Origin of the sequence: Methylobacter sp. BlB1 (assembly GCF_015476545.1) — a bacterium.
In the GTDB taxonomy this organism is placed as follows: Bacteria; Pseudomonadota; Gammaproteobacteria; order Methylococcales; family Methylomonadaceae; genus Methylobacter.
In genome coordinates, this window is the sequence record NZ_JADMKV010000019.1 from 1 (window position 1) to 15,912 (window position 15,912).

Genomic DNA, 15,912 nt, shown 5'->3' on the forward strand with positions numbered 1-15,912 from the left:
GTCATAGCCCCATTTTCTCATAAGTTGGAGCCTCCGAGAAAACCGGGGCGGTTCAGTGAGGAAAGAGTTAACAAGTAATTAGATTGTCTCCGTGTACCTACCACGAAACATGTGTTGCCACAATAAATTTGTGAATAGCAGAGATTTTTCCTCACTGTATATCATCCAAACTGCGCCGATAGCTGTTTTGGAGGTTGTCATGATAACCGTTCCCGCCCCCCTCAGCCAGGCGTTCGAAGCGCAGCTTAGCCAGCGAAATATTCCGGATCAGCAACACCGCGAGTTTCATAAGTGGCTTAAGTTTTGTCTGGAATTTTAAGCAATTTTAATCATTGGCGGCAATGAGCCAGTTTGCAGTCAGCGCGGTAGGATGCGGTGAGGTACGAACCGCATCGTTCGCGATCGATGCGCATCACTGCGTTCAGCGCATCCTACTGGCTGTGGCTGCAAATGGCTGATAGCAACTATTCATTTTCTATTTTTAAACAATGCCAGTATAAGCCTGAAATTGATTTCACTTATGTCCGATCAGATCCCAGACTTTTACAAATTAATGAACTAACATTAATATCCAGTCGATCATTTACTTCTTATCATCATGTTTCGACATAGACAGCATATGAGCCATTTTTTTTACTTTGGTTTTTAAATACTCCAGATTGTCATCATGCGCTGCAGCTTCAATCGGAATGCGCCCGACGACATTAATGCCGAGCTTCTTCAACTCGTTAATTTTTTTCGGGTTATTAGTGATCAGTTCGATCGACTTTACCTTCAGCTCATTCAGCATGAGCGCTGCGATGCTGTATTCCCGCTCATCGGCAAGATGCCCCAGGTGTATATTGGCATCGACCGTATCCATGCCCTGGTCCTGCAGGTTATAGGCTTGCAGTTTTTTCAGCAGGCCGATGCCCCGGCCTTCCTGCCGAAGATAAATCAGGATGCCGAAACCGGCTTCGTCGATCAATTGCAGCGCCATATCGAGCTGTTCGCCGCAATCGCAGCGGCGTGAGCCCAAAACATCGCCGGTAAAGCACTCGGAATGAATGCGAACGGGCACGTTTTCCTTATCGGCAACACTGCCTTTAACGAAGGCGACATGCTCTTTTTTATCGATATTATTGCTGTAATAATGCAGGATAAACTCGCCGTGCCGGGTCGGAATACGGGTTTGTACCAAGTTGTCTAGTTTTAATTTCACGTATATAGCTAATTTTGATAACAATTTATATTTTACCCAATTCAACTGCGATTGAGCTAAAAAGTTTTGCCGGCTATCATGTCTTGCCCTGTTTTTCAGCGCTTTAAAAAGCGTCTCTAACCGGCGTCATCTGCATAACCCAGGTTACAGCCCTGCCTTAGCAATTAGAATATTATAAATCTCTAAAGTTTATTTTTAATTTATCCGACCAACGCCAACACCCTTTTCCTGACCTTATTTCTTTTGCCAACCTTAATAATATCGATCTGATCAGCTTCGCAACATGTCCAAAATTTATAAAATATTTGCCTACGGCAGTTTAATCAACCAACAGTCATTGACCCGGACCGTGCCCGAGGCGCGCAATATCATGCCCGTGAAGACGCGTGGCTTGCAGCGGGTTTTCAATCTAGCGTCGACTTACCGCTATGATGAGCAACACCGGGCTGCCGTCTGTGTCCTGAATGCCGAAGATGCCGAGCCGGCGCAGGTCATGAACGGCACGTGCTTCGAAATGGATGAACAATCGCTGGATCGTTTGCTGGAGCGGGAAAAAGGCTATGATTTCTGCCGGATCACAGCCTGCCATTATCATGATGAGGCGGATATCTTTGACGCTTATTATTTCAAAGCCCGCGACTTCGAGCCTTACCGCTATTTATCGGCATCGAAGGCTCAGGCCCATTATCTGAACTTGTGCCTTAGCGGCTGCGCGGTTTTCGGTCAGCCCTTTGTCGACGACTTTATCGGCAGCACATCGTTCTGGGATATTGATGAGGAGGGGCAAAAGTCCATATGGCAGGGGCATTTCTGAAAGGCTTAAGCCCGGCCATCACTTTCGCGCTTCGATCAACTTGATAATATCGCTGCTGTGCTCATCGACACGCACAGAACTAAAAGGGCAGGCTTGCACGTTTTTCACAGTCTGCCTGTTGATATTGGCGCCGACCAGAGTCACTACGATCGGGTTAAGCAGATTCATGGCGCCGGCAATCACGGGGTTTGAACTCAATACATGCTCCAGCAACAATACCTGCCCGCCCGGCTTGCAGACACGGTAAAGCTCTTTCAAGCCCTTTATCGGCGCTGGCACCGAGCAAAAAACGAAGGAGGCGATAACGGTGTCAAAACTGTTATCGGCAAAGTACAAGGACTGGACGTCCATCAAGTCCAGTTCCACGCTGACTTGCTTCCTGCCGCGTTTGCGCTTAGCCTCGTTCAGCATCTTTTCGCTGAAATCGATGCCGGTTATGCGGGCGTCCTTCGGATAGTAATCAAAGTTCTTGCCCGTGCCGACGCCGACTTCCAGAATATGGTGCCCATCCACCCTATCCCATAACCTTTTGCGCCAGCTTTTGAAAAACAGGCCTTCCATGACCGCCTCCATGCCGTCAAAAAATGGAGCAATCCGGTCATAGCGTTTTCTGATATCGGCACTGTTCGGCTTCATGATAAGCTCATTTAAAATAAATTAAAGATTGTAACCGATATTGCTATTTCACGGCCCCAGACAAAAGTGCGGTTTTATGCGGGTCCTGGTCCTGCAGAACATAATCGTCGACGATCTCAAGCGATGAGCTGGTCAACCGGCTCAGCCAGGCCTCCGCAGTCAGCTTATTAGTGTTCAATATCAGATTGGGGAAGAAGCCGAACAACAGCACCAACACCGCCGGCGCACATAACAAGGCCAATTCGCGCTTTCTCAGGTCCTGCAACTGCCTGACGCTGGTATGCACGACGGGGCCGTAAAACGCGCGGCGTATAAAGGACAACATATAGGATGCGCCCAGGATCGCGCCTATCAAGGCGGCAATACCCAGGCTCGGATGCGCATTCAATGCCCCGATAATCAACAGCAATTCCGCCGGGAAACCACTGGCGCCCGGCACACCGATGCTGGCAATGGCGAACAAGAAGAAAAAGGCCGTTAACCGCGGCATGACTTTTGCCAGGCCGCCCAGATGAATAACCTCAGTGCTGCCCAGGCGGTGCTGGATAAAGCCCGCTATCAGCATCAGGCAGCTGGCAATCAGGGTAAAATTGAGCAATTGAAAAACCGCGCCTTGAAGCCCCTGCATGTTCAGCGTTGCAATGCCGACGATCACGAGGCCGACATGGCTGATGCTGGCATAGGCCAGTAAACGGCGCAGATTGGTTTGCTGCAAGGCGATCATGGCGCCGTAAACCAGCGTAATGGCCCCCAGAATACCCAGCACCCAGCTGTACTCAACCGCGGCGACAGGCGCCAGCGGCATGGTATAGCGCAACAGGCCGAAGGCGCCCAGCTTGAGACCGGTCAGCAAGGCCGTCGTATGCGCGGGCGCCTCCATGGCTGTCGTCGGCAGCCAGGTATGAAAAGGCACTAACGGCGCCTTGACGGCAAAACCCGCCAACAATAACAGAAAAATGATCGTCTGCCATTTTCCCGGAATCGGGGTATCCAGCAGAACAGGCAAACTGAAAGTCAAATTCTCGGGCACGCTGCCGTGCATCTGAGTCGCATGGTTAACGGCCAGCATGATGATGGCGAATAACAGCGGCACGCCGCCAAAGAGCATGAACAGCGTGTATTTCATTGCCGCGCCGCGGCGCTGAGGCCCTATGCCCCACAAGCCGATCAGGAAGAAAATGGGCGGCAGTGTCAGTTCCCAGAACAAAAAGAACAGTACCATGTCCAGCGCCACAAAGATCCCCATGGTGATGCCTTCCAACGCCAGCAATAAGGCGAAATGAAACCGCGGCAGATATTGTACCGAATGCCACGATGCGACGATCGCCATCAGCGTCAACAGCGCCGACATCGGTAAAAACAACACGGAAATACCATCAATGCCAACCAGGTACTCAATATTAAGCGTCGGGAGCCAGGCATGCCGCTCAATCAACTGAAAGCCGCCATCCTCCGCATTAAACAGAGAAACGACGATAAGCGTTACGGCGAGTTCAAGCACTGCAGCCGTTAAGGCGATTTTCTTGGCCAGGTTGCTATCGCTGGCGACGCAGGTAGCCAGCGCGCCCAACAAAGGCAGCGCCATCACCAGACTTAATAAGGGAAAACCGGTTTCACTCATATTACTTACTCTTTAATATTGGCATGGCCGCTTTTTCGATCGGTTCAGCCGCCGCTTCAACCGTGCGATGTTGTTCATTATGCATGGGATAGGCCTGGCTTATAACAGCCACCTCATCGTCTATAAAATCCAGAATAGGCGTCGTATCAAAACCGGTGCCGATCAACAGTGCACAGATCGTGATGGTAATAATGCGTTCCTTCATGACCGGATGATGGATACTGCGATAGGGCTGCACGGAGCGCTTGGTGCTGGTCATGAACATGCGCTGGAACATCCAGAGCAGGAAAGCCGCAGCCAGCACGTTACCGCTCAGAATAGCGACAGCCACCAGCCAGCCGCGTTCCTGAATCGTGCCCTCAATGAGCAAATGCGCCGCATCGAAGCCAGGCGTACCGGGCATGACCATCGTGCTCAAAGCGGCAATCAGAAACAGCAGCGCGATCGTGGCATTGGTATCGAATAACCCGCCCAAACGCGGAATAAAAGCTGTGCGCGTCCGCTCATAAATCAAACCGACGCTGAACAGCATGCCGGCCGTCGCCAGGCCGTAAGCCAGAGACAACAGGATAGTGCCTTCCAGCCCCTGCTCATTAAAGCAGAACATGCCGATCACCAGCATGCCGGTATGGCTGATAACGGCAAAAGCCAATAGGCGACGGATATTGATTTGCATGAGCGCCAGCAAGGCGCCGTAAAAAATGCTGATCAATCCCAGCGTAACGACAAAATCGGACCATTCTTCGGCAACGCCCGGGATGATTGGCAGGATAAAGCGGATGACGGCATAAATCCCCAGCTTTAACCCGACCAGGAAAATAGCGACGCTCGCCACGGTGCCCTGTTCGGCCAGTGCCGGCAGCCAACCGTGAAACGGAAACAGCGGCATGCGAATGGCAAAACCGTAGAACAACAGAATAAAAATCAGGATCTCATCATGTAAATAGGCATTATTCTGCTTGATCGTGAGCCAGTCGAAAGTCAGCGGGTGTTCCGAATCGATCAAACCAAAACCCAGCAGCAAAAAGCCTGCCAACGTCATCAGCAGGCCGCAGCCCCAATACTGCAACAGGCTGGCGACAACCCATGACCGCTTATGCCCGGTGCCGGCATGCAGCGTCAATAACGACACCGGCAGCAGTTCCATCAGACTCCACAGCCAGAACTGCATCGCATTCAGCGCCGAAAAGGCACCTATCAACACGGTTTCATAACCGAGCAGATAGGTGATGAACTGCCGGTCGATGATATGGCGGTTAATGACGCAATAGATCAGCGTCAGCAACGTCAAGACCGTCGTCATCGGAATGAACAACACGTTCATTCCGTCAATGCCGACACTATAGCTGAGGCCGAATAAGTGCGCCTGCTCGGCCAGTTGAACCCCCGCCCTGCCCGCATCATAAAGCGTCAGCAGATAAATGCTCAGCAGCAGATTCAGTGCTGTGCCGGCAAAGCCAAAGCGCAACGCGATAGTCGTCGAGCGCGAAAGCGCAGCCGCAGCCATGGCCGCCAGCGGCACGAAAGTCAGTGCGCTCAATACCGGGAATGCCGCCGACTCCGACCAGAAAGTTACATTGATATCCATCGGCTCCTCAAAATGCAATCAACAAGGTTATAAAGATGAACAACGCCAGATAGCGCGGACTGAATAGCAACAGCTCAACCTTATTGGCGGCAAAGCCCAGCTGGCGGCCATAACTGATCGCGTTTTTGCCGATGCCGCGCAGCACAAAGCTGTCTTCGAACCAGTGGGTGACGGCGGCGGCCCACTCAGTGAGCTTGCCGGCCAGGCCGCTGCCCTGCGCAAACGTGTCGCCGTCATTATCGAGCCGGGCGCCGATTTTCTGCTCCTCCAGTTGCGCCAGTGCCGACATCACGCGGATGGCCGGCGCCGAGACTCCAAATGTACGGTCGACAATATGATCATCAAAATAGGTCAAATCGTGCGCCAGGCGGCGTATCGGCTTCACCAGCGTCCAGTCGGTAATCTGATCCAGCCAGAAGCGCTGCAATGAGGCGACATAAGCCCAGCGCAAGCCAGCAACGGCCGGCGCGACCGGCCTGATCGGATTGCCATGGACATGGTGCGGCAACGACGGCGACGTCAGGAACTGGTAGCCGCGCATCACGGCATGCGCGCACAAATGCCAGCCGGCCAGCTGCCACAAGCCCAGGCCGCATTCCAAAAACATCAGGCCCAACTGCCCTGTCGCGGCAAAAGCCAGCGAGCTCTTGACGTCGGTTTGCGTCAGGCCGACGACAAAGCCATAAACCGCCGTCAGCAGCCCCACCAAGGCGAGCATCGCCATCGCCAGCGGCGCCTGCTCAAAGACCGGCTGCAGCAGAAGCAACAAATAGACGCCGGCATGTACCATGACGGCTCCGTAAAACACGGCGCTGGACGGCGTAGGCCCTTCCATCGCACGCGCCAGCCAGGGCGCAAACGGCAGCTGCGCCGATTTTGCAAAGGCGGCTGTCGCGAAACACAGGGCAATCGAGGTGGCCTGCCCAGTTGATAGCTGGGCCGGCAAGGCCGTCAGCTTGGCCCAGTTGACGCTGTCAGTCCAGGCATAGCAAAGGCTGATGCCCAGTATGAATGCGGCGTCGCCGATACGGTTGGTCACGAACACCCGCGTCGCATTATGGGCCGCAACGGGGCGCTCATAGAAATAGGCAATCAATAAATAAGAGCAGAGCCCGGCAATCTCCCAGCCGATAAACGTGCCGACCGCGTTGCCCGACAGCACCAGCAGCAGCATGGCGGAGGAAAACAGGCTCAGGGCAAAGAAAAACCGGTGGAAGCCCGCTTCCTTATGCATATAGTTGACTGAAAAGCGCGTGACGATAAACAACAGTACGGAAAACAGCGCCGCCAGCACGACGCTGAAGCCGGTAGTGATAAAATTGACGCGGATGTTCAGCGTATCGCTGCTCAGCCATTGACCGACGCTGAATGCGCCGGCGTTTTTGCCCAGCAAGTCGCCGACCAGCAGCGCCAACGCCAGCAGGGTCGACAGGATGATGGCCCAGCTTGCGATATCGGCCGTCGTCGTTTCGCCGTCCTCGCCGTCCAGCCAGCCAAACAGATGTCCGACGCCAATCACTGATGCGGCAATAAACGGCAGCAAAGGAATCAAAATAACGATTAAATCCACGCGCTTAAACTCCCCACAATTCAGGCTGTTTGATCAAAATGGGCGATACCGGCTCGGTCCGGCCCCGATAGCAGTCCGGCGAACTGGCGCAAACCGGCAGTTCCCGGGCTTCGGCCTGCCACGGCACAAACCCTTTGCCGCGCTCGAAAATGAAAATATCGCCGCTGTCCGGATCTTTCGCACTCAGATGCACCCAGCCGCCGCCTATCAGTTCGCGCAGACTGTCCTGACGCGCATAGATCTGCTCCAGGACCTTGGTCTTCGCTTCAACCACGATCTGCAGGCGCATCGGCTCGTGAATTTCCACCATCTGTTTCGGCAGGCCGGTGCGCAGGTCGCTGGCCGCGCCTTCCATGACCCCGAACATGCCCGTCACGTTATGCGGTATCTTCGTGCCGCAGCCGAAGCGTTCGTTGTCGATCGTGGAAAAATAATATTCCAGGTTGATGCCGGCGCCGACCGGGCCTGCGGTCAGCAGAATCGATTCGAGAATAGCGCCTTCCGGGTCCTGCGTCGGATCATAGGAAATCAGGAACACGCGCCGGTCCAGGAACAGTCCCTGGGTCAGGGCGCGCCGGCCTATCACGGCCGCCGCATTGGTGGCATGGCCGAACTCAGGACGAACCTGGGTCAAATCCTGCGACCGCAGGGTCACATGCTGAAAAGCCTGCACAGGCGAAGCCGAACGGTCTGCCGAGAAAAACCGCCGGCAACGCTCATGCGCAGACAACTCTTGTGCACGACTGATGCACGTTCTGAAACGTTCGAATTCTTTGCGCAGCGATGCCGGTATCGCATCCAGATCGTACCAGGTAATCGCATCGCTGCAGGTATCGTGCTGCATGCCGATGAACCAGCAGTCATCCGGAATGACAATATTTTGCTCTGCCAGCAGCGCGCGCACTTCAGGCCGATTGGCCATGGCCGCGAACGCGCGCGCGTTCGGCCCGCCCTGCCGGCCGCCGCAGGCGCCGCAATCATGTGCGGCTTCGTGCGGGTTGTTCTGGCTGGTCGAGCCATGCCCAGCCAGCGCGACAATCGGCGCAAAGCCGCTGGTCAGGCCTAAAGCGCGCAGCAGCGCTGCGACACGCTCGGCCTGTTCGCTGTCAGTAAAGCCCAGCTTGGGCTGCTCGGCCGAAGCAGGCGTCGCCGTATCGGTCGAGGTGAGCAGCAGTTCGGTGGCCACAGGCGGCGCAATGTTCCGGCGCTGCCAGTCGATGATCGCCTTGTGATAGCCAGGCATCAGCGTTTTTCCGAGCATCCCGATCAAAGTGAACGGCGCCAGCAGATCAACAGCAACATGCGAAATCACCAGATTGCGGCGCAGGCACTGATACAGCAAATAACTTAAACGATGGTACAAGCGGAGCCCTTTCTGATGCGCTGACAGCGTCTCCTCGTGGCCTGGCTTGACGACCTCGTTGACTTCGTGCGCCGGCGTCACGACGACCGGGCACAGCGGCGTCACATGCGTGGCGTCGAGCCCTTTGTAATTCATCGGAATGCCGAAAAAGCCGGCCACGCCCAACGTCTCGATAGCCGGATTCAGCTCTTCCAAGTGACGGCGGAAGCTTTCCTCGCGCTCATCCATGCACATGATGAACTGCGCTTCCGGCCGCATAGCGCGCCGGACCCAGCGGCCGCGATTATGGTTGGCGCGCAGTGACTGGAACAGTTCGTTGCGGTAATGGCGTTCATACGCATTCAGCCAGACCTTGCCGCGCGCCGCTGCATCAAACTCATCCAGCACGGAAAGCATCAGCTTCAGATCATTCTTTTTCAGCATCCGTATATCGGCCGCCTTGAGCCCCAGGTGCTGGCATAAACGGAACAGGCGCCAGCCGCTGCAATAAATGGTATGGTTGCGCTCTGCCTGCTGCTCGGCCAGAGGGCTGCTGCGCCAGATCCCGATCATGTCAGCCAGCTGCTGCCAGTTGGCGCGCTCATGGCGTTCCGAGCCGGCCAGAAACATCAAAGACTCGGCCTGATCAGTCAGGTACTCCGGCAAGTCGCCCTGGTATAACTGGCTGCGCACGATAAATTCCGACAGATTCTTGCTGAAATAGGACTTGATGCTGCTCAGCTTGGCCTCGATCAGCCAGGTTTCACGGCAGATCTGGTTCAGCCAGAGCCTGTCCAGCGTCAGCCGGATCGCCAGGTAGTCGGCCAGTTTAGGCTTGGCGTCATTCTCGGCATGGTAGTGCGGATGATGCTGGCGCCAGTTGATCAGCCCGGACCAGCCGGGAATTTCCAGCGCCAGCCGGCGCAGGTAGCCCTCCCAGTCCGCTTGCGGAATTTCCAGATGCGTCAGCTGCAGGATGATCGCATCGACGGCATCCTCGGGCAATTCGGCCATAATCTGCTGCCAGTCGGGCAACTCATGCAGGAACGGATTGGCGTCATAGGCTGCCGTTGCGCGCCAGGCGCCATACAGTCCCAGCCGGCTGCGTTCGGGAATAGGCCACGGCGCCAGCCCTTCATCCATGCCCGAAGCACAGATGCGGATCAGCTGCGGGCGCACGGAATCGAGGATGTCGATGCCGGTCAAGGTCAGAATAAAGCCGCGCAGGCTCATGCTGTCGCCCAGCTTTGCCAGCAGGTCATCGAGCGCCTGGCGCCCCAGCTGCTGCATGTGCTGATGCAGCGTTGCATGATTGCCGCCTTTGCCTTTGCTGATATAGCGGGCCTGCGCCAGCCAATCCTCGGCCTGCTCCATGGACAATTCCAGCAAGTCCTCGGGATGCAGGCTGGCCTGTTCCATATCGAACTTGGCCAGAATGCTTTCCCACAACGGCCTGACATCGCTTGCCGACAGCCGGCTGCGTGCCGGCTCGGGCACATCGGCCTGAACGGCCTCCAGAGCGGCCATTTCCTCGATCTGCCAGTTCAGCTGGCTGACCGTAATGGACGGCAGATCAAACAGCAGCGCGATACGGTAGATATCCTTGCGCCTGATGGTATTATCATCCGTATGGCAGATGATCTGCTCGGCCTGCAGCTGGTAATCGGCATCCAGCGCCGCCATAATATCGCTGTCGTCTATGCGTCCTGCCCTGTAATGGGCCCGGCTGTGCGCTTCGGGCAGATAGCCGTGAGTGCCGATCAGGGTTTCGAAGGCGGCCAGCGCCTCTTCAAACGGCAGGTGCTGAAAACCGTGCAGCGTGTTGTGATGCACGAAATCGAGAATAGGCGCCTGTCCGGGCAGCACATGATCCAGGTGATCCAGCGCCTTGGTAATTTGCGCGCGCAACTGGTCTATATCGCGGGATTTTAATGGTGAAATTTGCATGGTTTAAAACTCGCTCTGTACCCTAATGGCTATGAATGATCTGGCTATTCATTTCAAAAAGGGTTGCCGACGACAGATTGATCAGCGGCTCAGGCATCAATCCGAAAGCCACGATACAGACTACCAGCAGGCCGGCGGCGACTAACTCTGTAGAGCGCAGGTCTTCGATCTGCTGCATCTGGGGTCTTACCGGTCCGGTAAACAGCATGCCGATAGTACGCATCGCATAAGCGGCGCTGATCAGTATGCTCAGACTGAAGAACACCATTAATGCGCCCCATTGCTGAAAGCCGCCGATTATAGCATGCAGTTCGGCGACAAAACCGACCGAGCCGGGCAACCCCATCGCCGCCAGCAAGGTCAAGGTCGTAAACAGCGCGAAACGCGGCATGACCTGGACCAGAGAACTGTAGTCCTGAATGTTGCGGGTATGCGTGCGTTCATAGAGCAGGCCCACCAGCAGAAACAGGGCTCCGGCGATCAGGCCGTGCGCGGTCATCTGCAGGACCGCGCCGAGAAACCCTGCTTCATTCAGCGTGGCAATGCCCAATAAAACGACCCCCATATGGCTGACCGATGAATAAGCGACCATCGCTTTCAGATCGCGTTGCCGCCAGGCCAGCAAGCCGCCGTATAGCATGCCGAACACGGCCAGGAAAACCAGCAGCGGTTGCAGGGTCTGCGTGGCTGTCGGCAGCATGACCGCCGCCCGCAGCAAGCCATAAGCGCCCATTTTCAGCAGAATGCCGGACAGCAGGATACTGACCGGGCTCGGCGCTTCGACGTGCGCCAGCGGCAGCCAGCCGTGCAGCGGAAAAATTGGCATCTTGACGCCGAAGCCGATCAGGAAGCCGAGCAGGACCCAAACCTGCTGATCTTTCGGCATATTTTCCGATACGTGCACCATCGCGCTCATCAAGGAGACGTGCTCCGGCACATACTCATAAACCGCGATCAGGCTGATCAGCATGAAAATCGAACCGCCCATCGTATACAGCACAAAATTCAGGCTGGCCGCATGGCGACGCTTGCCGCCCCAGCGGTCGATCAGGAAAAACAGCGGGATCAGGGTCACTTCCCAGAAGATATAGAAGACCGCCCAGTCCTGAGCCAGAAACACGCCCAGCATGCCGAACTCAAGCAGCAACATGCAGATGTAATAGCCTTTGACGCGGCGGGTAATGCTGAAAGAGGCCAGCAGGGCGATTGACATCAACAAGGTCGCCAGCACCAGCATCGGCATGGAGAGCCCATCCAGCCCCAGTGCATAGGCACTGCCCAGCTTAGGATTGAGCGGAAAGTACTCGTAAAATTGCAGACCGGCATCATGCCCGTCATATTGGGCAGCCAGCCAGCAGCTCAGCAACAAAACGAAAGTTGCGAACAAATTACCGAGACCACGGATGATCTGAGTGTTCTGGCCCGGCGTTAATGCTAGCACTAACGCGCCCACGGCCGGTGTCCAGAGCAGTATGCTAAGAATCCCCATGTTTGCTATTTATCCTGTGGAGTGTCGGATACTCGATGTAGCCTGTGTTACAAATGGTCAGTTTTATCGTCAAGTCGTCTGTATCTGAAAATACTATGCCGTTTTCTTTGCTGAAGCCTGCGGGCGGCTTGATGCAATAAAGCCTTCAGTGAAACTTGTATCTATATGATGAATATCGGATCGAAATACTATGGATACCATTATCTTCTTGCCCCTCAAGTAAACACCCAAAAGCATATGCCGGCAAAACCGGCCGAGCAGACTGTTACCAGTTTTGCTTTCTCAACGAGAGAACCTTCCTGCCAGTAACGGCTTATAGCCGCTATATAAATCGCTTTCCTGCCCTGCAGATAGCTGTAGAACCGTGGCGCCGCGCGCCATAAGCGATAGAGTGCGAACGCGATCCCTGCCAGAATCAGATAAAACACGACGATCTGACTCTGCCGGCGCGTGGCATGAAAAACATGCTCGATCAACTCTTCGAGCCCAAGCTCGAACCATTCGAACGCGATATGGAGAAACACAAGCAACGAGTGCAACAGCACATCATAAGTACTGATCAAGACCCCGATCAGAGCCGCCTGCACGATAATTTTCTGATGAGCTTTCAACATCATGCCTCATCCTCAGGATTTCGTAAACATCGGAGTAACTCCGCATTTTTTCGGCCTCGAAGTCCTCCTGCCCAAAAGACCGGAAGCAGTCTGACAGAGGCTCGCGCCGCCGTTACCATCCTTCCTGAACCCTATTCGCAGCCTGAATATCCCCTTCCGAAAAAGGTGCTGGGCCTTTAACCCAGATTACGCATGACGCGTCCGAATATGAGTTCGATTGTATTGGCGCGACCTTTCAGGGACCTTTCAACGCTTAAGCCTTATTTAATCTCGCTTGCGGCAGGCCAGGGCCGGAAACAACCTATGGCCGTGCATCCCGTCCATAGAAGACGGCCTTTGCTTGACCTGCGGCAGGACTGGGAACAGCCTGCCGCAGGATCGGTCAACTTGCCGCTTTTGAATCGATCACGGCTTGCATGCGCCCTTTCTTCAAAACCGGGGCGGCTTTCAAGTCAGGCTTGGCCTGGCTTTTTCCTTTGCCTTTCGAATCCTTGCTCAGCACTGCATCCGGCTTAGGCTCGGCCTGAATTTTTCCCTTGCCTTCCAGATCCAAAGCCTCGACCTTGATGTTATTGTCCTGGGCGCTGAGCATAAAGTCGTGAATGGTTTCGAGAATATCGTGATCGATAAACTGCGTTTTCGAGCCGTCAATCAGCACCGTACTGTTTTCCTCGATCTGATCGAAGTATTGTCTAAGCCGGGCACGATTTAAAAAAGTGACGTCTTTGTTCAGGCTGAGAACATAACGATCATCGGTTTTAGTCAGCGAAATGGCGGCATGGTAATTGGCCCGAACCACATAGTAAAGGCCGACCGCTATACCCACTCCGATGCCTTTTAACAAGTCCGTCGCCAGAATCGCCACAATCGTTACCACGAACGGCACCAATTGGCTCCAGCCCTTATGGAAAAACTCGACGAAGATTTTCGGCTTGGCCAGTTTATAACCGGTTTGCAGCAATATCGCCGCCAGACAGGACAACGGAATATTGTTGAGAAAGCGCGCGAAAAACATCACGCTGAGCAGCAGAAACAAGCCATGCGTGAAACTCGACACTTTGGTCTGTCCGCCGGCATTGATGTTGGCAGCACTACGCACGATGACAGCCGTGATAGGTATACCGCCAATCAAGCCGCTGACCATATTGCCGATACCCTGAGCCTTCAATTCGCGATTGGTCGGCGCCACGCGTTTGAGCGGGTCCATTTTATCGGCCGCTTCGAGGCTCAGCAGGGTTTCAAGACTGGCGATGATCGCAATCGTCAAAGCCACCGTATAAATTTCGGGCTTAGCCAGAAAACTGAAATCGGGAAAGGTGAACAGATTGAGAAAATCTTCCGGTCTTTCCGTGACCGGCAGCGAGACCAGATGCTTGCTGGAGATCGCCCATTCCGGCGCCATGCGTAAGGCCATCATATTGTAAATGATGCCCCAAGCAACGACCAGCAGCGCACCGGGGATCAGCCGGAATAAGGCCACCCGCTTGACAAAGCTGCTCTCCCATATCGCCAGGATCAGCAGCGACACGAAGCTGACGACGGCGGCGCCGGGCGAAATCGCCTTTAACGCGCCCATCATGGATTGGGCAGTCTCCCGGACAGTTTCGCCGATATACACTTCGTCGAGTTCAAAACTGGCGTCATAACCTATGGCGTGGGGAATCTGTTTCATGATCAGAATCAAACCGATTGCGGCCAGCATGCCTTCAATGACTGCCGAGGGAAAATAAGCGCCGATCGCGCCGGCCCTGAGAAAGCCCAGTATGAGCTGAAGCATGCCCGCCAGCACGACGGCGACCAGAAAGCCCTGAAAACTGCCCAAATGATCGATGGCATTGAACACGATCACGGTCAGGCCCGCGGCCGGTCCGGAAACGCTGAGTTGGGAACCGCTCGCCCAGGCGATGACCAGCCCGCCGACCATGCCCGCGATCAGCCCGGAAAACAATGGCGCGCCGGATGCCAGCGCCACGCCCAGACAAAGCGGCAAGGCGACCAGAAACACGACCAGCCCGGCCGGTATATCGTGATGCAGATGCTTTAAATAATAACTGAGATGCTTGTGAATCATATGCCCGCTCCTATGCTGGAGTTGTATTTAGTTTTATATCGAATCCTGGTCTGCACTTTATATTGAATCCTGGTCTGAACCCGCTGGACTTATCCAAATCAGCCGTCCGCTGTAATTGTCAGTCTTATAAATCATCAAGGCTTTATCACCATGAAAGTCGTGTGGACAGCCCGGATCAGGGTTGCCGTTGTGCTGCCGATGGGCTGATGGTCAAGCCCGGTCCGCCCTATCGCCGCCATAACGACCAGGTTGTAATGCTGCCCGATGATATGTTCGCGAATCGCGTTGTGAGCCGAGTCGGCGCCATGGACGACAAAACATTTCGAATTGCCGGCAAGATCCGGCAGATGCCGTTCGGCGATTTCATGCAGTTTTTCCAGCCGTTCCTGTTTCTGCTGCTCGAATTGTTCAGGATTGTGCAAGTCGCCGCACAAGGCATGGAACAAATGCACTTCGGCGCCGGAAGCCTGCGCGATATCCTGCGCGTAAGGCAGCGCCGCCAGGGAATTCGAAGAAAAATCGGTAGGGACAAGAATTTTACGGAAGGGCGTAAAGCCGGATTCGTCCTCTACGATGACAATGGGTCGATTGCCGAAACGGAGCACTTTTTCGGCCACCGAGCCCATTAACATGCGCATGAAGCCGGTTCTGCCGTGGCTGCTCATGACGATCATGTCAAACCGGCTGGATGCCTCAACGATAGCCTGAGCCGGTTTGCGGTCCTGCGCGGCGACACTGTCATCCAGAATGCCGTTGTCCACCGACTCCAGGGCGAACTGCCGGAGTTTGGCCTTTATGGCCTGCTCGATAGTAGCCGGATCGCCATTGGCGTGAAAACTGTCGACGTCATAGTGAAAACCGTCCATGTTCGAATACAGATCATAGGCATGAAATGGTGAGATCCGGCCTTTATAGATGCGCGCCAATTCCTGAGCGACGGGCAGCGCTTTACGGCTAAAATCTGAAAAATCGACAGGGACAAGAATTTTTAGTCCTTTGTTCATGTATGAACTCCAAAA

General features: G+C 54.8%; 11 protein-coding genes. 1 reads left to right on the forward strand and 10 read right to left on the reverse strand.

What is annotated here, in order from left to right; genetic code table 11:
• Positions 1 to 583 precede the first annotated feature (583 nt).
• Entirely contained in the window at positions 584 to 1,201 is a 618-nt protein-coding gene (gene ribA, locus IT781_RS09340) for a GTP cyclohydrolase II (RefSeq protein ID WP_194969889.1), read from the reverse strand.
• Between the two features lie 283 nt (positions 1,202 to 1,484).
• Between ribA and IT781_RS09345 the strand changes: the two genes are divergently transcribed.
• Entirely contained in the window at positions 1,485 to 2,015 is a 531-nt protein-coding gene (locus tag IT781_RS09345; protein WP_194969890.1) for a gamma-glutamylcyclotransferase family protein, read from the forward strand.
• Positions 2,016 to 2,033: 18 nt separating this feature from the next.
• Here the strand turns inward: IT781_RS09345 and IT781_RS09350 are convergent, their stop codons facing one another.
• From IT781_RS09350 to IT781_RS09390, 9 genes are all read right to left on the reverse strand, one after another.
• Entirely contained in the window at positions 2,034 to 2,651 is a 618-nt protein-coding gene (locus IT781_RS09350) for a class I SAM-dependent methyltransferase (protein ID WP_194969891.1), read from the reverse strand.
• Between the two features lie 43 nt (positions 2,652 to 2,694).
• A complete protein-coding gene (locus tag IT781_RS09355; protein WP_194969892.1) occupies positions 2,695 to 4,272 on the reverse strand; it encodes a NuoM family protein in 1,578 nt (525 codons plus the stop codon).
• 1 nt (position 4,273) lies between these two features.
• Positions 4,274 to 5,860 (reverse strand): NuoM family protein, encoded by a 1,587-nt coding sequence (locus IT781_RS09360; RefSeq protein ID WP_194969893.1) that lies wholly within the window; start codon positions 5,858 to 5,860, stop codon positions 4,274 to 4,276.
• 7 nt (positions 5,861 to 5,867) lie between these two features.
• Complete coding sequence (locus tag IT781_RS09365; protein ID WP_194969894.1) at positions 5,868 to 7,430, reverse strand: proton-conducting transporter membrane subunit; 1,563 nt, start codon at positions 7,428 to 7,430, stop codon at positions 5,868 to 5,870.
• Between the two features lie 4 nt (positions 7,431 to 7,434).
• On the reverse strand, positions 7,435 to 10,719 hold the full coding sequence (locus IT781_RS09370) for a DUF2309 domain-containing protein (RefSeq protein ID WP_194969895.1): 3,285 nt from the start codon (positions 10,717 to 10,719) through the stop codon (positions 7,435 to 7,437).
• 22 nt (positions 10,720 to 10,741) lie between these two features.
• Positions 10,742 to 12,208, reverse strand: coding sequence for a NuoM family protein (locus tag IT781_RS09375; protein ID WP_194969896.1), 1,467 nt, complete (start codon positions 12,206 to 12,208; stop codon positions 10,742 to 10,744).
• A gap of 215 nt (positions 12,209 to 12,423) precedes the next feature.
• A complete protein-coding gene (locus IT781_RS09380) occupies positions 12,424 to 12,825 on the reverse strand; it encodes a hypothetical protein (RefSeq protein WP_194969897.1) in 402 nt (133 codons plus the stop codon).
• Between the two features lie 379 nt (positions 12,826 to 13,204).
• Positions 13,205 to 14,893 carry a SulP family inorganic anion transporter gene (locus IT781_RS09385; RefSeq protein ID WP_194969898.1) on the reverse strand — a complete coding sequence of 563 codons (1,689 nt, stop codon included), beginning with the start codon at positions 14,891 to 14,893 and terminating at the stop codon, positions 13,205 to 13,207.
• A gap of 134 nt (positions 14,894 to 15,027) precedes the next feature.
• Positions 15,028 to 15,897 (reverse strand): universal stress protein, encoded by an 870-nt coding sequence (locus IT781_RS09390; protein WP_194969899.1) that lies wholly within the window; start codon positions 15,895 to 15,897, stop codon positions 15,028 to 15,030.
• Positions 15,898 to 15,912: the final 15 nt, after the last annotated feature.

What these genes read in the sequence shown, in the direction of transcription:
- IT781_RS09345 (WP_194969890.1), top strand. Translation starts at nt 1,485, where the DNA reads ATGTCCAAAATTTATAAAATATTTGCCTACGGCAGTTTAATCAACCAA.
- IT781_RS09350 (WP_194969891.1), bottom strand. Translation starts at nt 2,651, where the DNA reads ATGAAGCCGAACAGTGCCGATATCAGAAAACGCTATGACCGGATTGCT.
- IT781_RS09355 (WP_194969892.1), bottom strand. Translation starts at nt 4,272, where the DNA reads ATGAGTGAAACCGGTTTTCCCTTATTAAGTCTGGTGATGGCGCTGCCT.
- IT781_RS09360 (WP_194969893.1), bottom strand. Translation starts at nt 5,860, where the DNA reads ATGGATATCAATGTAACTTTCTGGTCGGAGTCGGCGGCATTCCCGGTA.
- IT781_RS09370 (WP_194969895.1), bottom strand. Translation starts at nt 10,719, where the DNA reads ATGCAAATTTCACCATTAAAATCCCGCGATATAGACCAGTTGCGCGCG.
- IT781_RS09375 (WP_194969896.1), bottom strand. Translation starts at nt 12,208, where the DNA reads ATGGGGATTCTTAGCATACTGCTCTGGACACCGGCCGTGGGCGCGTTA.
- IT781_RS09380 (WP_194969897.1), bottom strand. Translation starts at nt 12,825, where the DNA reads ATGATGTTGAAAGCTCATCAGAAAATTATCGTGCAGGCGGCTCTGATC.
- IT781_RS09385 (WP_194969898.1), bottom strand. Translation starts at nt 14,893, where the DNA reads ATGATTCACAAGCATCTCAGTTATTATTTAAAGCATCTGCATCACGAT.
- IT781_RS09390 (WP_194969899.1), bottom strand. Translation starts at nt 15,897, where the DNA reads ATGAACAAAGGACTAAAAATTCTTGTCCCTGTCGATTTTTCAGATTTT.